The 19321-nt window shown below is 64.1% G+C and carries 15 protein-coding genes; 11 read left to right on the plus strand and 4 right to left on the minus strand.

What is annotated here, in order from left to right; translation table 11 throughout:
- The first annotated feature begins 39 nt into the window (after positions 1-39).
- Positions 40-1965 carry a putative bifunctional diguanylate cyclase/phosphodiesterase gene (locus FXV83_RS33530; RefSeq protein WP_235940374.1) on the plus strand — a complete coding sequence of 642 codons (1926 nt, stop codon included), beginning with the start codon at positions 40-42 and terminating at the stop codon, positions 1963-1965.
- A 909-nt stretch (positions 1966-2874) separates the two neighbouring features.
- Here FXV83_RS33530 and FXV83_RS33535 read toward each other — a convergent pair.
- The 3 genes from FXV83_RS33535 to FXV83_RS33545 all read right to left on the minus strand — a co-directional run bounded on the left by FXV83_RS33535 (position 2875) and on the right by FXV83_RS33545 (position 4454).
- Entirely contained in the window at positions 2875-3270 is a 396-nt protein-coding gene (locus tag FXV83_RS33535; protein WP_235940371.1) for a hypothetical protein, read from the minus strand.
- An 81-nt stretch (positions 3271-3351) separates the two neighbouring features.
- Positions 3352-3777 (minus strand): universal stress protein, encoded by a 426-nt coding sequence (locus FXV83_RS33540; protein ID WP_148743842.1) that lies wholly within the window; start codon positions 3775-3777, stop codon positions 3352-3354.
- Between the two features lie 140 nt (positions 3778-3917).
- On the minus strand, positions 3918-4454 hold the full coding sequence (locus tag FXV83_RS33545; RefSeq protein WP_148743843.1) for a SixA phosphatase family protein: 537 nt from the start codon (positions 4452-4454) through the stop codon (positions 3918-3920).
- Between the two features lie 233 nt (positions 4455-4687).
- Between FXV83_RS33545 and FXV83_RS33550 the strand changes: the two genes are divergently transcribed.
- The 9 genes from FXV83_RS33550 (at position 4688) to FXV83_RS33590 (ending at position 18254) form a co-directional block, all read left to right on the plus strand.
- A complete protein-coding gene (locus FXV83_RS33550; RefSeq protein ID WP_148743844.1) occupies positions 4688-6181 on the plus strand; it encodes an NAD(P)/FAD-dependent oxidoreductase in 1494 nt (497 codons plus the stop codon).
- 56 nt (positions 6182-6237) lie between these two features.
- Positions 6238-6750: a peptide-methionine (R)-S-oxide reductase MsrB gene (gene msrB, locus FXV83_RS33555; protein ID WP_148743845.1), complete on the plus strand. Its 513-nt coding sequence runs from the start codon at positions 6238-6240 to the stop codon at positions 6748-6750.
- A gap of 177 nt (positions 6751-6927) precedes the next feature.
- A complete protein-coding gene (locus tag FXV83_RS33560; RefSeq protein WP_148743846.1) occupies positions 6928-9189 on the plus strand; it encodes a flagellar hook-basal body complex protein in 2262 nt (753 codons plus the stop codon).
- A 34-nt stretch (positions 9190-9223) separates the two neighbouring features.
- Positions 9224-11107 (plus strand): flagellar hook-associated protein FlgK, encoded by a 1884-nt coding sequence (gene flgK / locus FXV83_RS33565; protein WP_148743847.1) that lies wholly within the window; start codon positions 9224-9226, stop codon positions 11105-11107.
- Positions 11108-11127: 20 nt separating this feature from the next.
- Positions 11128-13011 carry a flagellar protein gene (locus FXV83_RS33570; protein ID WP_148743848.1) on the plus strand — a complete coding sequence of 628 codons (1884 nt, stop codon included), beginning with the start codon at positions 11128-11130 and terminating at the stop codon, positions 13009-13011.
- Positions 13012-13081: 70 nt separating this feature from the next.
- Positions 13082-13864 carry a hypothetical protein gene (locus tag FXV83_RS33575; RefSeq protein ID WP_148743849.1) on the plus strand — a complete coding sequence of 261 codons (783 nt, stop codon included), beginning with the start codon at positions 13082-13084 and terminating at the stop codon, positions 13862-13864.
- Positions 13854-15503 carry a hypothetical protein gene (locus FXV83_RS33580; protein ID WP_187436343.1) on the plus strand — a complete coding sequence of 550 codons (1650 nt, stop codon included), beginning with the start codon at positions 13854-13856 and terminating at the stop codon, positions 15501-15503. The genes FXV83_RS33575 and FXV83_RS33580 overlap by 11 nt, the downstream gene beginning before the upstream one ends.
- Before the next feature lies 1 nt (position 15504).
- On the plus strand, positions 15505-16758 hold the full coding sequence (locus FXV83_RS33585) for an ATP-grasp domain-containing protein (RefSeq protein WP_148743851.1): 1254 nt from the start codon (positions 15505-15507) through the stop codon (positions 16756-16758).
- Positions 16755-18254: a pyridoxal phosphate-dependent decarboxylase family protein gene (locus tag FXV83_RS33590; RefSeq protein WP_148743852.1), complete on the plus strand. Its 1500-nt coding sequence runs from the start codon at positions 16755-16757 to the stop codon at positions 18252-18254. Before FXV83_RS33585 ends, FXV83_RS33590 begins: the two co-directional genes overlap by 4 nt.
- Positions 18255-18329: 75 nt before the next feature.
- On the opposite strand, the gene flbT is transcribed toward FXV83_RS33590, so the two are convergent.
- Positions 18330-18755, minus strand: coding sequence for a flagellar biosynthesis repressor FlbT (flbT, locus tag FXV83_RS33595; protein WP_148743853.1), 426 nt, complete (start codon positions 18753-18755; stop codon positions 18330-18332).
- 324 nt (positions 18756-19079) lie between these two features.
- Here flbT and FXV83_RS33600 point away from each other — a divergent pair.
- Positions 19080-19321 (plus strand): flagellin N-terminal helical domain-containing protein (locus FXV83_RS33600; protein WP_488226265.1); only part of this gene is annotated, 242 nt, incomplete at its 3' end.

Below are 19321 nucleotides of genomic sequence, written 5' to 3' on the forward strand. Positions count from 1 at the left end.
CAAGGTCCGTCCGTCGCAATGAGATCCCTCGTGCCCAGAATGACAAACCTCTCGCTACGCCTCGGCGTCATTCTGCTTGTCATGGTTCTTGTCGTCCTGTTCGGCGGCATCTGGGCAATGATCCAGGTGGCGGCGGACCGGCTGATGAACGCGCACGCCCTAGCAACTGCGCGTGACTGGGCGCAGTTCGTTGGGGCCAATGTGGCCGACTTGGAGCAGATCGCTGCGGGAGAGCAGCCATCAGCAGCCAGCATGAGATTCCTTCAGACCGCACGCAAATCGGAGGCGGTGTACCGCTATATCATTTTCAATCGCGACGGTTACTCGCAGCTCGTTTCGAGCCGCGACAGGATCGTGCTGGTAGACCTTTCGGAACGAAGCGCCGAGGCGGGCCGCGCGGCGACGACGGGGCAAGTCGTGGTGGCCATGAACACGACGAGCTCACCTGATCGGCCTGGCTATTTCGCAGAGGCGTTCATCCCGGCAGTCGTCCGAGGCGAGACCGTCGCGGTGGTCGGGGCCTATGTGGACGAGACCGACGTACGCAACCACCTCCAATACGGGGTCCTCGCTTCCGTGCCGGTGCTTTGCGCCCTGGTCGGATTTGCGTTCGGCGTGCCGACAATCGCCTGGTATCGCCGCACGAAGGAAAAGCAGCACGCCGACCGCCGCATCCGCTATCTTGCGCATCATGATGAATTGACCGGCCTCGCCAATCGCGCGCATCTCATCGAGCGGCTGGACGATGCACTGGCCCTCCTACCTTCCACCGGCGCGCAGCTTGCCCTGCATTTCATCGACCTCGATCGCTTCAAGCAGGTCAACGATTGGTTCGGTCATGACGGCGGTGATTTCTTGCTGCGCACGGTGGCTCAGCGCCTGCGCGAAGTCGTTCGCGCGGAAGACACGATCGCGCGTCTGGGCGGCGACGAATTCGTTGTTGTGCAGACGGAGCTCCGTAGCAAGCAGCAAGCGGAAGCGTTTGCGGAGCGTCTCATGAGCGCGCTGATACCGCCGATCTGGTACAAGCAACAGGAAATCACGGTCGGGTTCACCATCGGTATCGCGCGCACGCCGAGCGATGGTGTTACGCGGGACCAGCTGCTCAAATCCGCCGATCTCGCGCTCTACAACGGCAAAACCGAGGGACGCAATTGTATTCGTTTCTTTTCGCCGGAAATGGACGAGGCATTCAAGCAACGCCTGGAGCTCGAGAGCGTCATTCGCGATGCGAGCGCCAACGAGCGCTTCGTGTTGTACTATCAGCCGGTCTTTGAGATAAGAGACGGACGCCTGGTCGGTTTCGAGGCACTGCTGCGGCTTCCGCGGCCGGACGGCAGCATGATGCCGCCAGCGACGTTCATCCCGATGATCGAAGAGATGCGGCTTATCGACAAGGTCGGCATCTGGGCGTTGCGCGAGGCGTGCCGCGCGGCGATGACCTGGCCGCGAAGCTTGACCGTGGCGGTCAATCTGTCGTCATCCCAGTTCGAAATGAAAAGTATCAGCCACATGGTTGAGACTGTGCTGACCGAAACCGGACTCGAACCACATCGCCTCGAACTCGAGATCACTGAATCGCTACTCCTCCGCAACAACGACCACACCACGGAAGAGCTTGGCAAGTTGAAGGAGATGGGCGTTGCCATCGTCATGGACGATTTCGGGACCGGCTATTCGAGCTTGAGCTACCTGTGGCAGTTCCCGTTCGACAAGATCAAGATCGACCGCAGCTTCATGCAGGGCTACGAAGACTCAGCCGGCGATGTCGAGACGGTGGTGAGGGCGATCATCGCGCTCGGGCGCGAACTGCACAAGCGCGTGACCGTCGAGGGCGTCGAGACTGCCAAGCAGGTCGATTTCCTGTACGACGCCAACGCCGATCAGGTGCAGGGCTTCTTCTTCGGTCGTCCGGCTCCGGCGACCGACGTCGCCTCGATTATTCAAGAGCATCTGGCGGTATAAGCGCGAGGACGGTCGGTAAATCAGCAAGGTCCTTTTCTCCGGGCGGCCGGGCTGCCGCGGTCCTCATACGCGGGCAGGATTAGACCGAAGTTTGCGCCTGCAATTCACCGAAAGCTGAATCTCTTGAATCGCTTAGGTCGAAAATCGCTTCCGGAAAGTGTCCATGTAGAGATTCACAAATCACCGAATTTATGATTCGATTCGTCGGTCGCGTCGTCCACCCAACCACGCGAGGTCTGTGTCCAGTAGCGGAAAAGGCCATTTTTAAGAAATCCGAATCGGATCAGCCGGTTGCGCGTTTCGACGGTGAAAACTTCAGATTAGAAGCCGCAATCCCACTGCCAGTGCGATTTCGGCGCCGGGATTTGCATCAGGTCGGATGCTGGGGCGACGGGAGCGGAAACGGCCAACGCGTGCAAAAATTATCAGGTGACGGGGCCGCAGCGGATCGCGATACAATCGCGGATACGAACGCCACTAGCCATTGATTTTATTTATGTTTTTGTCGTTAAAAACTCCTTGCGCAGTGGTTTTTCTTGCCTCCGTTGCCATGCCGATGACTGATGCGCGGGCCCGGTCCGGCCGCCACATCACCACAAGACTTGACGCACAGACCCCGGGCGCCAGGACCACACGATTTTGCCGTACGCGAGCCGCACCGGTCGTGTGCGCAAGGACTCGCTCACGGTTTCCCGCCCTGCGACCGCCTTCGCGCCGATGTGGCCTGCGTCCACCGCCGTCCGGCCCGCGTGTTGTGAGGATCGCGATACGCCCCTCTTCCTTGGGCCGGAATGGGGTGGCACATACGTGATTTCCGAATTTCGATAAAGTGGAATATTTTCGTCGGTGCGCGTTGACCTGCCGCTCGCGTGTTTTGCCTCCGGGCAACGCAATGGCTTGTAGATGGAATCAGGCGACCGCGACTGGATTCCATACTCCGCCGAAGGTGCGATCGTCATCGGACTGGTCGGGCTTGCGGCGAGGCCTCGTCGGCGCGCCGCGTTGGCGCCGGTACCGGACGTCGAGGCGCCGCATATGCGCAACGACGCTGCCGGCGAGCAGGGCGATGCGAGCCGCCGCCTGCCTGACGACGAACAGGATCGTCGTGACGCGGCTCAGCACGCCGACCAGGAACAGCACCGAAAAGATGTCGATGTAGGCGAGGAGATCGCCGACCAGCATCAGCTCCGGCGGAATCGGGATCCTGTGATAATAGGCGAGGACGAGGATGACGATCGGGATGAAGGCGATGACCTTCCGCTCCGTCAGCCTGTCCAGCAGCGCGGCCAATTGTACGACCAGCACGTCCCACAATGCGTCGCCGATCGCGAGCGGGACCTCGTAGGCCCATCACCGCCACCATTGCTTCACGACATTGCTCCGAGCTCAGTGCCTCACCACCAGCACCGAGCACTTGGCGTAGCGCACCACATGCCCGGCGTTGGAGCCGAGGAAATAGGTGCGCATCGCCGGCCGGTGCGAGGTCATCACGATCAGATCAGCCTTCATGTGCATGGCTTCCTCCAGGATCTCGTGGTAGATGCCGCCCTGGCGCACCACGCTCGAGATGCGTGCCGGCTCGATGCCGGACTCGCGCGCAACGATGGCGAGCGCTTCCTCCGAGGTCTGGCGCTGCTGCTCGTCGAAATCGGCCGGGACGTATTCTGCGAGCATGACCGGCGTCATCGGCAGCACGTTGAGCAGGCGCACCGTGCCGCTCCAGGTCTGCGACAACGTTGCCGCGGTTGCGATCGCCGGCTTTGCCAGATCCGTGTCGGCGAGGTCGATGGGCACGAGGATGGACTTGAACATCTGCGCCTCCAAATCTTGCAGTCAACGAGTCTTGCAGTCAGCGAGTCTTGAAGTCAGCTAGTCTTGAAGCCAGCTAGTCTTGCGCTCAGCAGGTCTTGCGATCAAGCCACGCCAACCGATCGAGACGGCGCCCGCGCGTCTCATCCCAGTCGAAGCAGCTTGGGGCTGACGAACAGCACCAGTTTGCCGCGGCGGTAGGCCACGTGCCCCCAATCCTTGACGTCAAAGTCGAAGATCGCAAGCCCCGCGGTGGGTAGATTGTGGGCAAGCGCCTTGGCGCCGGCCCGATCGCCGCTGCCGATCAGCATCAGCGCGACCTCGTGCATGCCGGGGTTATGGCCAACCAGCATCAGCCGCCTCGGATTTGCCGGGATGGTTGCAGTGCGAAGAGTCTCCAGGATCTGCGCTGGGTCGGCGCCATAGAGTTCGGGCAGGATCTCGACCTGCGGCGCAGCGACGCGGTCCTTCATCGCCTCCCAGGCGGTGTCCCAGGTCTGCCGGGCCCGGACGGCGTGAGACACCAGCACGGTCTGAGGAAACGGCGGATGGGCGGCGATCCAGTCGCCGATCTCTGCGGCATCCTTGTGACCGCGGTCGTCGAGCCGGCGATCCCGGTCACGGCCGCTTGGCGCGTCAGTCGCGGTCTTGGCGTGACGCAGCAGCATCAAACGGCGCATGGCATTCTCGAATCGTTACACGTCCAGGATAATCTAAAAGGATAATCTACAGGCGCCGGTTGAGGACAAGGTGGCAAGCGTCCGCACAGTCTATTAAAGCGCGATGGGTTAGGACGAATCGTCATCGCGCTTTAGATTATTGTTTGAGCATGATCTCCGCGCAAACGCGTTCCGCGTTTGTCGCGAGGGAAAACCGCTGCACACTTTTCCAGATCATGCTCTAAGAAAACGACATGAGCGAGACTTTCACAAGCGTGTCCCAGGAAGAAGCCGGCTTGCGCGAGCGCGTCCGGCTGTCGTTTGACCTCGATGCCGATATCTGCGTCATCGGGGCAGGGCTTGCCGGGCTCTCCATCGCGCTCGAGGCGGCCCGGCTCGGGGCCAGCGTCGCGGTGCTCGAGGGCCGCCATATCGGCTGGAATGCCTCCGGCAACCAGCTCGGCACCGTGATGCCGGGCTTTGCGCTGCCGCTCACCGAGCTGATCGAACGCATCGGCTTCGAGGACGCGCGCGAATTGTGGACGCTGTCGAAGGAAGGGGCCGAGTTCGTCCGCGCCAACGCCACGGAAGAGAACATGCCGGGCATCGGCCCGAGCGACGGCGTGCTGGAGGTCTCCAACGTCGATGGCGGTGACCGGCTGATCAGCCGATTGCAGATGCTCACCGAGGATTTCGACACCGAGGTCGAGGGCTGGCAGGCCGATCGCGTCCGCGACGTGCTCAAGACCGATCGCTATTTCCACGCCGTCTACTATCCCAAGGCGTTCCAAGTCGACGGCCGCAAATACGTGCATGGCCTCGCGGCGCTGGCCCGGCGGGCGGGGGCCCGCATCTTCGAGGACACGCCGGCGGTCAGCATCGATCATTCCGGCATCCGCAAGCGCATCGTCACGCCTTCGGCGCGTCTGCGCGCCACCCACATCGTGCTTGCCGGCAACATCCATCTCGGTGCGCCGCTGAAGCGGCTGTCGGAGACGCTGTTGCCGGTCTGGCGCTATGCCGGCGTCACCGCGCCGCTCGGCGAGCGCGTGCATGAGATCATCGCCTTCAAGGGATCGGTGATGGATTCCGACGGCGTCGACCATTTTCGCATCGTCGATGGCGACCGCCTGATGTGGGAAAGCCCGGAGACGACCTGGGCGGCGCGCCCGCAGCGCTTTGCCGGCGCCGTCAGGCGCAGGATCGGCACCATCTTCCCCGGTCTCGGCAATGTCGAGATCACCGATACGTTCGGCGGCGCCATCGGCCAGACGGTGCACGGCATGCCGCAGATCGGCCAGTTGCGCAAAGGCCTGTGGGTGGCGAGCGGGTTTGGACGTCAGGGCATGAACACCTCGGCCATGGCCGGGCAGATGATCGCGCGCAGCATCTTGTGGGGCGACGAGCGCTGGCGGCTGTTCTCGCCGTTTGAACTGGTCTGGGCGGGCGGGGCGACCGGTCGGGTCGCGGGCCAGCTGGTCGGAGTCTGGGGCAGGGCGAGCTCCGCTGCCGCCGGGTCGCTCGCCCGCTACCGCGAACGGGCGCGGGTCAAGGACCGGGAGCGCGAGGCGCGGCTGGCCGAGGCCAACCGGGCTGCCGGCACCGGCCCGCGCCGTCCGCCGCCGAATGGCCGGCCGCGACCGGCCGCGCCGGTCTCCCGACCGGAACAGCCCGCGGCCGCGGCCGCGGAACCGGCTCCTCACGACCACGGCGCAGTAAATCGAGAAAAATTGCGCCCGAAAGTGTAACGTCGGCCGTTAGAGCCCGTATCTGAGGCGTGGGACTTCCGCGCACGGAGAATGAGATGTTTGACCGCCGCATTCTGTTGACGACCGTCGCCGGCCTGTTTGGCCTTGCGGCCTTCCGCTGGCTCAGAGCGACCCCGGCCGAAGCTGGCGACAAGGCCGCCGGGAAGTTCGAGATCGAGAAGACCGACGCCGAGTGGCGCGCCCAGCTCACGCCGCAGCAATACGAAATCCTGCGCAAAGAAGGCACCGAACGCCCGGGCTCGAGCCCGCTCTTGAAGGAGCATCGCAAAGGCGTGTTCGCCTGCGCCGGCTGCGACCTGCCGCTGTTTGCCTCGGACACCAAGTTCGAGAGCGGCACGGGATGGCCGAGCTTCTATGCGCCGATCGAGGGCAATGTCGGCAAGACCGAGGACCGCACCTTCGGCATGCTCCGCACCGAGGTGCATTGCCGCCGCTGCGGCGGCCATCTCGGCCACGTCTTCGACGACGGTCCGAAGCCGACTGGGCTGCGCTACTGTATCGATGGCTTCGCGCTGGTCTTCCACCCGGCGGCGGCGTCCGCAACCTAGAATGATCCCGGCAATTGTTGCCGGCCCGGCAATTGTGCCCCGGTCACCCGACCGGGGTATTCCTATTTAAGTCATTGATTTCATGAGAATACCCGCATTGGCATAGCCCTTGCGACTGTCTCCTCCGACTGCGGCCCTGGTCGACCGGCCGCCGAGATCGGATTTGGAGACAAAGTTATGGGTATCTTCGATGCAATGAACACCTCGGTGGGTGGCCTGCAGGCGCAGTCCTACGCGCTTCAGAACATTTCCGGCAACATCGCGAACTCATCCACCACCGGCTACAAGGGCATCGGGACCAGCTTCGTCGACCTCATTCCCGACTCCTCGGTGCCGAGCAAGCAGGTCGCCGGCGGCGTGACGGCCAACGCGAAGGCGACCATCACCACGCAGGGCACGATCTCCGGCTCCACCGTCGCCACCAATATGGCTATCACCGGCGACGGCTTCTTCTCGATCCAGAAGGCGACCGGCATCGTTGACAACTCGCCGGTGTTCAGCGGCGTGACGTACTACACGAGGCGCGGCGACTTCCAACTCAATGCCAACGGCAATCTGGTCAACGGCGCCGGCTACTATTTGATGGGCGTCACGGTCGACCCGAAGACCGGCAATCCGCAAGGCAATGTGGCGACCGTCCTGAAATTCCAGAACAACTTCATCCCGGCGCAGGCGACCACCTCGATCCAGTACGCGGCGAACCTGCCGACCCAGCCGAATACGGTAGCGAGCACCACGGCGGCAAGTGGCTCGCTGCTCGCAGCCGGCGGCCTCAATCCATCGGACTTCACCGCCAACCCGCTGCCGGTCGGCACGCCGCCAGCGCCCTATACCAACGCGACGGTGTCCGGCGCAGCCGCCACCGGCAACATCCGCTCGGCCTACTCGTCAACGACCGGGACCGGCACGGTTGCCCTCCAGAACAACTCGTCCGCGGTGGCTTCGACGTCCACCTCCCTCGACAACAGCGTGGGCACGCATCTGGCGTCCAGCATCCTCACCGCGCTGAGCGGCCAGACGCTGACCATCAACGGCAACACGATCACCTTCAACGGCGGCACCACGGTCTCGACGGTCGGCAGCAACACCACGATCGGCCTAGGTGCGGGCACAACGGCCACGGTGGCCAGCATCCTGAGCGCGATCCAGACCGCCGGCGGCGCCGGCGTCACGGCCTCGCTCGCCGCAAGCGGTAATATTCAGATCTCGACCGGCACCGGCACGGACGTCGCGGTCAACAGCGGCACGGCAGCCACGGCCCTCGGCATCAGCAGCATAACACGCGGCGGCAACGTGCTGTCCTCGCCGGCGATCACCGGCGCCACGGTGCTGAGCGGCAGTGCGACCGCCGGCGGCGCCGAGGTGCTTTCGTCGGGCTTTTCGGCAGGCCCGCCCGCCGACACGATCACCGTCAACGGTCAGACGCTGACCTTCATGGCCTCGGGTGCCTCCGGGCCGAACCAGATCGACATCACCGACAACATCACGACCCTGCTCGGCAAGATCGACGCGCTCTCCGGCGCCTCGGGCTCATCGATCAGCAGCGGTGGCGTGATTACGCTGAACACCGGCACCGTCTCCAACCTGCAGGTGTCCAGCTCCAACAGTGCGGCCTTCGCCGCGCTCGGCTTCACCTCGACCATCACCAAAAATCGTGATGGTGGCGGCACCGCCGGCACCGGCGGCGTGATTGGCAACGACATCGCCACCTTCACCAAGGAATCGATCAGCGGTGGCGCGGTGACCGCCTACAACGCCGCCGGCACGCCGGTGAACCTGCAATTGCGCTGGGCCAAGACCGACAGCGCGTCGCTGGGCGCGGGTCATACCGATAGCTGGAACCTGTTCTATCAGACCGATCCGAATGCGACCGGCACGACGGTCGGCTGGGTCAATACCGGACAGGCCTTCACCTTTGCCAGCGACGGCTCGCTGACTTCGCCGAGCGGCTCCGGCATCACCATCAACAATGTCAGCGTCAGCGGCCAGTCGCTCGGCTCGGTCGCCTTCAACATCTCCTCGGGCGGGCTGACGCAATATGCCAGCACCAGCGGCGCGGTGACCATCAACACCATCACTCAGAATGGTTACGCCGCCGGTCAGCTCCGCTCGGTCGCCGTCAACAACAATGGCCTCGTGGTCGGCACCTTTTCCAACGGCCAGAACCTCGATCTTGCACAGGTATCGTTGTCGCACTTCAACGGCACCAATTACCTGAAGGCGCTCGACGGCGGCGCTTATGCCGCGACCGAGCAGTCGGGAAATGCCATCGACGGCGCTTCGGGCACCATCAGCGGTTCGTCGCTGGAAGGGTCCAACACCGACATCGCTGACGAATTCACCAAGCTGATCGTGACCCAGCAGGCCTACTCGGCCAACACCAAGGTGATCACGACCGCGAATTCGATGGTGCAGGACCTCTTGAACGTGTTGCGCTGATCGCGCGTAACGTAACCAAAGGCGGCAAGTCAACATGGGTTTGAGTTCAGCCCTCGCCAGTGCGATGAGCGGTCTGCGTGCCAACCAGGCCGCGCTCTCGATCGTCTCCTCGAACGTCGCCAATTCGCAGACGCCGGGTTACGTCGTCCAGACTCCGAACCAGATCGAGGTCACCACCGGCGACTTTGGCTCGACGGTGATGACGACCGGCGTCAGCCGGGAGCTCGACACCTACGTGCTGAACCAGCTGCGCACCGAGACCGGCGGCAGCGGCTACGCCGACCAGATGGCCAACATCCTGAAGCAGCTTCAGAATGTCTATGGCACGCCCGGCAACAGCGGTACGCTCGAAACCGCACTGAACAATTTCACCACGGCGCTCCAGGCGCTGTCGACGAGCGCCGGCTCGTCGTCGGCGCAGACCGTTGCCGTTGGCGCGGCGCAGGCGCTGGCGCAGCAGCTCAACGTCACCACCAAGGGCATCCAGTCGCTGCGCTCCAACGTCGAGCAGGATCTCGGCAGCTCGGCACAGCAGGCCAATGCGGCGATGCAGCAGGTCGCCGACATCAACACCAAGCTCCAGGGGCTGTCGGCAAACGATCCCTCGGCCGCGACGTTGATGGACCAGCGCGACCAAGCCATCAATACGCTGTCGAAATATGTCGACGTCCGCGTCACCACCGACGGTTCGAACCAGGCCAACATCTACACCACGACCGGTATCCAGCTCGTTGGCGCCGGGCTCGCCTCGCGATTCACCTTTGCGTCCGCCGGCGCCCTGTCGGCGACCTCGCTTTACAACATCGATCCGGCCAAGTCCGGCGTGGGTGCGCTCAACATCAAGCTTCCGAACGGCTCGCAGGTCGACGTCGTCGCCAACAACGTAGTGTCTTCGGGCCAGATCGCGGCCGATTTGAAGCTGCGGGACCAGACGCTGGTGCAGGCGCAGAACCAGATCGACCAGCTCGCCGCCACGATGTCGAGCGCACTCTCGGACAAGACGACGGCTGGCAGTACGGTCTCCGGCCCACCCGCCGGCTTCGACCTTGACCTTGCCGGGGCAGCGCCGGGCAACAGTGTCAACATCACCTACACGGACACGGCGACCAACACGCAGCGCCAGATCACGCTTGTGAATGTGACCGATCCCGCGGCGCTGCCGCTCCAGAACGCCACCAACGCCAATCCGATGCGTATCGGGGTGAATTTCTCCGGCGGCATGGGCGCGATCGCCTCGGCGCTCAACACCGCGCTTTCCAGCTCGCATTTGTCGTTCGCCGCCGCCCCGTCGCCGGCCACCGCGACGACGCTGCGCGTCACGGACGACAACAGCGGCCTCGCCAAAGTCAGTTCGGCGTCGATCACCAAGACGATCTCGTCGCTGACCTCAGGCAATCCGCAGCTGCCGCTCTTCACCGACGGCGGCCAGGCGCTTTATACCGGCGCGATCACGGCCTCGGGCTCGCAGATGACCGGTCTTGCCGGACGCATCGCCGTGAACACGCAGCTGGTCAACGATCCGACCAGGCTGTCGGTCTACAGCACCTCGCCGACGACGCCCGCGGGCGACACGACGCGCTCGGACTATCTCTATTCGCAGCTCACCTCGGCGGTGTTCTCCTACTCGCCGCAGAGCGGTCTCGGCTCGGCGAGCCAGCCCTTCACCGGCAGCGTCTCGAACTATCTCCAGCAGTTCCTGAGTGTCCAGGGTAACGCCGCAACCCAGGCGACCCAGCTCCAGCAGGGCCAGAGCGTTGTGGTCTCGACGCTCCAGGCCAAGTTCAACTCGACCTCCAGTGTCAACCTGGACTCGGAGATGTCGAACCTGATCCAGCTCCAGAATGCCTATGCCGCCAACGCTCATGTGATGTCGGTGGTGCAGAGCATGATGAACACGTTGCTCCAGGCTCAAGTGTAACCAGTACAGGGCTCTGAAACATGTCGATCAGCAGCATCAACTACTCCTCGTCGATTCTCGGCTCGCAGATCCGCAACATCAATCAGCAGCTCACCGATCTGTCGACGCAGCTGTCGACCGGCAAGCTGTCGCAGAACTATTCCGGGATGGGCACCAACGAGGGCTTCGCGATCGCCTCGCGCGCGCAGCTGTCCAACATCGCCGCCTACACGGATACGATCACCAACGTCAACGTCAACATCAACCTCGCCAACACGGCGCTGCAGGCGCTGACGACGATCCGCAACACGGTGCAGACGGGCGCCGCGAACACGGCGCAGTCCCTCAACGTCAATGGACAAACCGTCGCACAGAACACTGCCGCGGCCCAGTTCGGCTCGATGGTTGGCGTTCTCAACACGGAGTCGGGCAACCGCTATCTGTTCTCGGGAACCGCCTTCAACACGCAGCCGGTCGCCAACGCCGGCGACATCATCAACGGCACGACAACGCAGGCCGGCTTCAAGACCGTAATGGCGGAGCGCCAGGCTGCCGATCTCGGTGCCAATGGGATGGGACGGCTGGTGCAGACACAGCCGACACCGAGCTCGATGCAGGTGTCGGAGGACACCGCCGGCTCGCCGTTCGGGCTCAAGATCGCCGCGGTCTCCTCGACGCTGACGGGCGCGACCGTCACCGGCCCGAGCGGCTTGCCGGTGTCGTTCTCGGTCGATCTCAACGGCACCAATCCGAGCAACGGCGACAAGCTGAGCGTCAAGTTCACGCTGCCGGACGGCACGACCGAGCAGATCGACCTGACCGCGTCCACGGCCACGCCGACGCCACTCGGCAGCTTCGCGATCGACGCAAGCACCCCCGTCAACCCGAACAACACCGCGTCGAACCTCAACACCGCACTGAACACCGCCATCCAGAAGCTCGCCAACACCTCGCTGGTGGCGGCATCCGCCATCGTCGCCGGCGACAATTTCTTCAACACCGCGAGCTCGGCGATCGGCGCGCCCGTGAACAACCAGGCGGCGACGCCTGCGCCTGTCACCGGCGCGACGGCGTTGTCCGGGGCGAGCCCCTCTGACTCGATCTCGCCCGGCTTCGTCGCTGGCGACACCATCACCGTCAACGGCACCACGCTCAGCTTCGTCGCCTCGGGCGCGACCGGCAACCAGCTCAACCTCACCGACAGCATTCAGACCCTGATGAGCAAGATCGACCAGATCACGGGCACCTCGAAGCCGTCGACGGTGCATGGCGGCTCGATCACGATCAACACCGACGATGCGGCAAGCCTGAACATCACGAGCTCGAATACGGGAGCGCTGGGTGCGCTCGGTTTCGGCTCGACGCCCGTGACCGCCACGCAACCGCCGCTGCGCGTCGGCTCTTCGCCGGCGAGTTCGGCAACGACGCTGGTCAACGGCTCGGCCAATACCGTGAAATGGTACCAGGGCAATGACGGGCCCGGCTCGCCGCGCTCGACCGCAATGGCACGGGTCGACGATTCCATCACCGTGCAATATGGCGCGCAGGCCAACGAGAATGCTATCCGCCGGCAGCTGCAGGCGACCGCCGTATTCGGGACGTTCTCGACCTCGCCGACCGGACAGTATTCGGGCGGACAGGTTGCGGCGCTCAGCCTGCGCACGACCCAGGCGCTGACCCAGCAGCCGGGGCAGCAGCGTATCGAGGACATCCAGACCGACATCGCGATGGCCCAGAACACGATGAAGGATGCGACTACGCGCCAGACTCAAGCCAAGGCCCAGCTCCAGACCATTATCGACCAGGCGGAGTCCGCCTCGCCGGACCAGGTGGCGAGCGAGATCCTTTCGCTCCAGAATGCCCTACAGGCGTCCTATCAGACTACCTCGAACCTCGCGCAGCTGTCGCTCGTCAAGTTCCTGTAGGGCTCATTAAGGCGGCGTTAACCATGCCTGTTTACCTCTTGGTGAGGGTTTGAGCGGGGCGGAGCCGTCGATGTCGGACAGGATGCAGCTGGTGGTGGCCACGCCGTGCTTCGGCGGGCAGGTGTCGAGCATCTATGCGAGCTCGATCTTCGCACTCCAGCGCGCCGTGCACGGCATGTCCAATCTCGAGCTCAAGGTGCTGCTGCGCGACGGCGACGCGCTGATCACGCGCGCGCGGGCCAATCTGGTCGCGATGTTCCTGGACGATCCCAAGGCGACGCATTTCCTGTTCATCGACGCCGACATCGGCTTCAAGCCGGAGCAGGTGTTCCGGCTGATCGAATGCGGGGCCGACGTCGTCGCCGGCTGCTATCCGATCAAGCGCGTCAACTGGGACAAGGCGAAGCGGGCGATCCAGGCGGGCAGGGACGATGTGCCGGCGGCCTCGCTCGACTACGTGCTCGAGATCGACGATCCCGACCGCATCGTGGTGGTCAACGGTTTTACGCGCGTGCGTCATGCCGGCACGGGCTTCCTGATGATCCGGCGCCACGTGCTGGAGGCGATGTGCCGCCATCCGAACCACGCCGCTCTTCAGTTCTTCCGCGAGCATTCGCACGACACGCTGGCGGCGAGCCGGAACCGGTTCGCGCTGTTCGAATGCATGATCGATCCGGTGAGCGGCACCTACCTCTCCGAGGACTTCGCCTTCTGCAAGCGCTGGACCGACATCGGCGGCGAGATCTGGGCCGACATCCAGAGCTCGCTCGATCACGTCGGGCCGTCGGTATTTCACGGCGACATCGCCTCGCAATTCGCGCCCGCGCCCGCTGCGGCGGCCGATGCGGCGTGAGCGATCCGGGATGAGCGCCGGCGCATCCCGTCCGTCAGACCCGGAGCAAGCGTCCAACAGCGCCTCGCGCTACCGCTTGCGCGACCTCTTCACACCGCTCGATACGCTGCTCGTCTCCGGTGGAGATCCGCGGTTGGCGCTCGATCCGATAGACCGCGTCAACGTCTATGGTTGTACGCCCTCGCCGGAGCCAGAGATCTGGAATTTCGCCTCCTCGACCGCGGCATCGATCTCTCAGGCAGCCTATGACCGCGCTGCGCTGGCGCGTGAAGAGCTCATGCACAAATGTCTTTTCGACGAGGTCGAAGTTGCCTTCGATGCGCGCTGCGAGGACATGCGCGATGAATTGCGCGGCCACCTCCAACTCTCGCCTCGGGTGGACATCGTATTCTCGCCGTCCGGCACGGACACCCAGCTCCACGCCCTGTTCCTGGCACGTGCGGTGCTCGGCGTGCCGCCGGTGACCATCGTGGTCGGCGCCGACCAGACCGGCAGCGGGACGGCATACACCGCGCGCGGTCGCCATTTCAGCACGATGACCGCGAGCGGCTTTGCCGTGCGCAAGGACGGTGCGGTGGCGGGACTGTCCGGCGACAGCATTGCGCTGCCGCTGCGCGACGCGGGCCCCGGCATCGCGATGCGCCCAGATGCCGATGCCGTGGTGCTGCGCGCAGTCGAGGCCACGATCGCGCAGGGCGCGCCCGTGCTGCTCCAGATCATGGATTCGTCAAAGCTCGGCTGGCGTGCGCCGAGCGCGGCCTGCCTCGACGAGATCGCACGGCGTTGGCCCGGCAAGGTCCAGGTCCTCGTCGATGCCTGCCAGGCCCGGCTCGGGCGCCGGCGGCTGCGCTCCTATCTCGACCGCGGCTACATGGTGTTGATCACCGGCTCGAAATTCTTCGGCGGGCCAGCTTTCAGTGGCGCGCTACTGGTGCCGAAAGGACTTTCGCGGTTGATCGACCGGGCCGGTGGCATCGCGCCGGGATTGTTCGAGTATGCCGGCCGCTGCGACTGGCCGCAGGCCTGGATCACCTTGCGCTCGCGTTTCGAGCGCCGGCCCAATTTCGGCCAATGGCTGCGCTGGGAGGCGGCGCTCACCGAGATCGGCAGCTACTATGCCGTACCGGGCGCCTTCCGTGCCAAGGCACTGGCCGAGCTTGCCGCGGGCATCGACTGCATGATCGCGCTGTCGCCGGCGCTCCAGGCCGTTCCGTCCGGGCATGCGAAAGTCGGTGTGGACGACGAGGAATTCGCCCAAGCCACGATCTTTCCGTTCACGCTGCTGCGCGATGGCAGGCCGGTCTCGAATGCCGAGACCTGCGCCGTTCATCGCGCGCTGGCGGCCGACATGAACGGCGAGATCAGCGGCAGTGCCGCTGATCGCCAGATCGCCGCGCAGCGCTGCCTGATCGGCCAGCCGGTTCGGCTGGAGCGGCCGGACGGCAGCCCGCAGGCCGTGCTGCGGCTCTGCGTCGGTGCCCGGCTGGTGACGGAGGCCTGGTCGGCTGATGCCACGCAGGCGCAACGCAATGTCCAGCATATCCTCGATCGTATCGCCCACGTGCTGGTGAAGATCGAACTGCTGCTTGACCGTGTAACAGGTGCGGCCGTGCCGAAAAAGTCCGCGTTCGAGGTGTGAGATGCAGCATCCAGTTTCTACGCCGATCGGCATGACCGTGCCGGACTATGCCGACCGCATCGGCTTTGCGCAGTTGACGCGCCGCGCCTTCGAAGGTGTCGATCTGCACCCGCTGCGCGATCAGCTCGTCGCCCGGATCGCGGAGGGGGCGGCACTGGCGGGCGAAGGCCTCGATCTGTCGCTGATTACCCAGCTTCTCGGCGATAAGGAGCAGGGGCTTGCGATCCAATCGGAGGTGCTCACCTTCCATCAATTGTTTCGCACGCCTTGCGCAGGGCCGAAACCCGGCTTGCGTGTGCTCGCGCTTGCGGCCGACATCGACATGGGCGGCAATACGCCGATCGAGTTCCTGCTCGAAGGCTCCGACATCGAGCTGCTGACGCTTTATGTGGTCAAAGGCGTCGGCTTGCCGGAGAAATTGCCCGATCACGACGTTGCCATCGTGGTTGCATCCGATTCCGAGGAATGCCGCGAGGCGCTCGCACTGATCGAAAAGGCCGCGCCGCACTGGCCGCGGCCGCTGCTCAATCGCCCCGATCTCATCGGCAACCTCGATCGCGACAAGCTGTATCGGCTGCTGACGGGCGTATCCGGTCTCGACATTCCCGCGACCGTCCATGCGACGCGCGCACAACTATCGAGCCTGTCCGAAGGGCGGATCGCGTGCGAGGACATCGCGGGCGAATTGCACTTTCCGATGATCGCGCGGCCGCGCGGCTCGCATGCCGGCGTCGGGCTCGCGAAGCTCGACGATGCGTCTGCACTCGCCGCCTATCTTGCCGAGCGGGAAGAGCAGGACTTCTTCGTTGCGCGTTTCGTCGATTATGTGAGCCCCGACGGGCTCTACCGCAAATATCGTCTCGCGATGGTCGACGGCAAGCCTTACGCTTGCCATATGGCAATCGCCGATCGTTGGGACATCTGGTATCTCAACGCGTACATGGCGTTCAGCGAGGAGAAGCGTGCTGAGGAAGCCATCTTCATGCTCGACTTCGATCACGCTTTCGCGGCGCGTCACCGCAGCGCGCTCGACGAGATGAGCAGGCGCGTTGGCCTCGATTATTTCATCGTCGATTGTGCCGAGAACCAGGATGGCGAGCTTCTGGTGTTCGAGGCCGACAACACCGCCGTGGTGCACAACATGGATTCGCCGGTCGTGTTTCCGTACAAGCCGCCGCAGATGCGCAATATCTTTGCCGCGTTCGCGGCGATGCTGTCGCGGCATGGGGAAGCGAGCGAGGGGGGCGCAACATGAACGAGATCGTCCGCAAGACGCAACCGACCGTCACCCATGCCTCGCTCGATCCGCAGGACTGGAACGAGTTTCGCGCGCTCGCCCATCGCATGCTGGACGAGACCATCGACAGCATTGCCAATGTTCGCGCGCGACCGGTCTGGCAGCCGATACCAGAGGATGTTCGCGCGACGTTCAGGACTGACGTTCCGCGCGGGCCAAGCGGCCTTGCGGACGTCTATCGCGAATTCTCGGAGAGCATCGCGCCTTATGCGACCGGCAATGTCCATCCCGGCTTCATGGGCTGGGTGCATGGCGGCGGCACCGCGGTCGGCATGCTCGCGGAGATGCTGGCGGCGGGACTCAACGCCAATCTCGGCGGACGCGACCACATGCCGATCGAGGTGGAACGCCAGATCGTCGACTGGATGCGTCGCCTGTTCGAGTTTCCGGAAGGCGCGAGCGGCATCTTCGTCACGGGCACATCGATGGCCAATCTGATGGCGGTGCTGGTGGCGCGCACCAGCGCACTCGGTGCGCTGGCGCGGCAATACGGCATCGGCAACGACGGCGCGCTGCTCACGGCCTATACGTCGCAAGCCGCGCATGGCTGCATCTCAAGGGCGATGGACATCGCCGGGCTCGGCTCCGATGCGCTGCGCAAGATCAGGGTTGATGCAGATCATCGCATCGACGTCGCCGCCCTGCGCGCACAGATCGCGATCGATCGGGAGGTCGGCTTCAAGCCGTTCCTGGTCACGGCGTCCGCCGGCACGGTCGATATCGGCGCAATCGATGATCTCAAGTCGCTCGCGCAGCTGTGCCGCGAGGAGGGGATCTGGTTTCACGTCGACGGCGCTTTCGGGGCGCTCGCGATTCTCTCGCCCGAACTTGCGCCATTGCTCGGCGGCATCGAGCTTGCGGATTCCATCGCGCTCGATTTCCACAAATGGGGGCAGGTGCCCTACGACGCGGGCTTCCTGCTGGTACGCGATGGCGAGCAGCATCGGCAGGCCTTTGCGCAACCGGCGGCCTATCTACGGCGCGAGGCGAGGGGGCTTGCGGCCGGCGCGGTCTGGCCCTGCGATCTCGGCCCCGATCTGTCGCGCGGCTTCCGCGCGCTGAAGACCTGGTTCACGCTGAAGACGTTCGGCACCGAACGGCTCGGTACAGTGATCGCGCGAAGCTGTGCGCTGGCAAAGTATCTGGAGACACGTGTTCTCGCCGAGCCGCGGCTGGAATTGCTGGCTCCGGTCAATCTCAACATCGTCTGCTTCCGCTACCGTGCCGCCGATGAGATCAATCGCGAGATCGTCGCCGACATCCAGGAGTCCGGCATTGCGGCGCCGTCGAGCACGATGCTGGACGGCACATTCGCGATCCGTGCCGCGATCGTCAATCATCGCACCGACGAGGGCGACATCGATGCGCTGGTGTCGGCTGTGCTGGAGTTTGGCGCGCGGCGTGGCGGCGATGGTCTGATCGAGGTCGAGGCGCCGCCGCTCGCGGCGCAGTGAAGTCGACGCCGATTGAAACGAAAAACGCCCCGGACCAGGTCCGGGGCGTTTTTGTTCGGATGCGCGGGGGCCTGCTTAGGCGGCCGAGCTGACGTCGCTTTTGGGGTGCGTGGCCTCATACTGATCCCGGAGCTTGTCTTCATAAGCGATCAGCTTGCGGGCGTCCTTGAGGGCGCGATACAGATCCCCGCTCATGATGTGGTTGTTGATGCCCTCGATGATCGGCCAGGCGCTCGGCACAGCGGTGACGATGTCACGCACCAGGTTGAAATAGGTGCCGTGCTGGGTCTGCGGATCCGGCGAGATGTACATCAGCTGCACCGCCAGATAGACCAGCTTGGCCGGGGTGTTGGCGGTCTCGGGTGTGAGGATGTCGCGCTCGCGCAGGATCGGCACGTTCTCGCCATCGATCAGTAGGCGGGCGCGCTGATCAGTGTTGGTGATCACGCAGTTGCCGACAATGATGCGTTCGTGTGGTCTGAGCTCGACCTTGAGAGCCATGCCTGTTCTCCATCTGCCGCTTTGTAACGAGCCTCGCGCGTGCCCTGTCAATGATGGCTGCCGGCTCTGATTTGGGTCCAATCCTTGCTGAATGTGGTTAACGGGTTGTAAACGCCGGCCGTCATCGCGGAAACGTGAGCGATTTCAAAGCGCTGATTTCTTGCGCGGTCCGGACTTGGGCCTCCAGGGGGGCCCTTGGAGGCCCGACGCAGACAAACCCGGGGTTTCATTTCACGGATTGTTAGAGGCTTGGACGCACGTTGCGCCCCGTCGTTTGATCAATCTTGGTCAGACAGGACGCGTAGCTACCAGAAAGGTAACAGTATGTCCGGTATCGTTCTCTCCTCCTCGGTTCGCCAGAACCTGCTCTCCCTCCAGTCCACCGCCGACCTGCTCGCCACCACCCAGTCCCGTTTGTCGACTGGCAAGAAGGTGAACTCGGCGCTCGACAATCCCACCAACTTCTTCACGGCCCAGTCGCTCGACAACCGCGCCAGCGACATCAACAACCTGCTCGATGGCATCGCCAACGGCGTGCAGGTTCTCCAGGCCGCCAACACCGGCAT

Source organism: Bradyrhizobium hipponense, assembly GCF_008123965.1.
GTDB classification, from domain to species: domain Bacteria; phylum Pseudomonadota; class Alphaproteobacteria; order Rhizobiales; family Xanthobacteraceae; genus Bradyrhizobium; species Bradyrhizobium hipponense.

Coding starts and splice junctions, on each gene's coding strand:
- msrB (WP_148743845.1), top strand. CDS start 6,238: ATGTTTGACCGCCGCATTCTGTTGACGACCGTCGCCGGCCTGTTTGGC.
- FXV83_RS33580 (WP_187436343.1), top strand. CDS start 13,854: ATGCGGCGTGAGCGATCCGGGATGAGCGCCGGCGCATCCCGTCCGTCA.
- FXV83_RS33575 (WP_148743849.1), top strand. CDS start 13,082: ATGTCGGACAGGATGCAGCTGGTGGTGGCCACGCCGTGCTTCGGCGGG.
- FXV83_RS33545 (WP_148743843.1), bottom strand. CDS start 4,454: ATGCGCCGTTTGATGCTGCTGCGTCACGCCAAGACCGCGACTGACGCG.
- flgK (WP_148743847.1), top strand. CDS start 9,224: ATGGGTTTGAGTTCAGCCCTCGCCAGTGCGATGAGCGGTCTGCGTGCC.
- FXV83_RS33550 (WP_148743844.1), top strand. CDS start 4,688: ATGAGCGAGACTTTCACAAGCGTGTCCCAGGAAGAAGCCGGCTTGCGC.
- flbT (WP_148743853.1), bottom strand. CDS start 18,755: ATGGCTCTCAAGGTCGAGCTCAGACCACACGAACGCATCATTGTCGGC.
- FXV83_RS33590 (WP_148743852.1), top strand. CDS start 16,755: ATGAACGAGATCGTCCGCAAGACGCAACCGACCGTCACCCATGCCTCG.
- FXV83_RS33570 (WP_148743848.1), top strand. CDS start 11,128: ATGTCGATCAGCAGCATCAACTACTCCTCGTCGATTCTCGGCTCGCAG.
- FXV83_RS33530 (WP_235940374.1), top strand. CDS start 40: ATGACAAACCTCTCGCTACGCCTCGGCGTCATTCTGCTTGTCATGGTT.
- FXV83_RS33560 (WP_148743846.1), top strand. CDS start 6,928: ATGGGTATCTTCGATGCAATGAACACCTCGGTGGGTGGCCTGCAGGCG.
- FXV83_RS33540 (WP_148743842.1), bottom strand. CDS start 3,777: ATGTTCAAGTCCATCCTCGTGCCCATCGACCTCGCCGACACGGATCTG.
- FXV83_RS33585 (WP_148743851.1), top strand. CDS start 15,505: ATGCAGCATCCAGTTTCTACGCCGATCGGCATGACCGTGCCGGACTAT.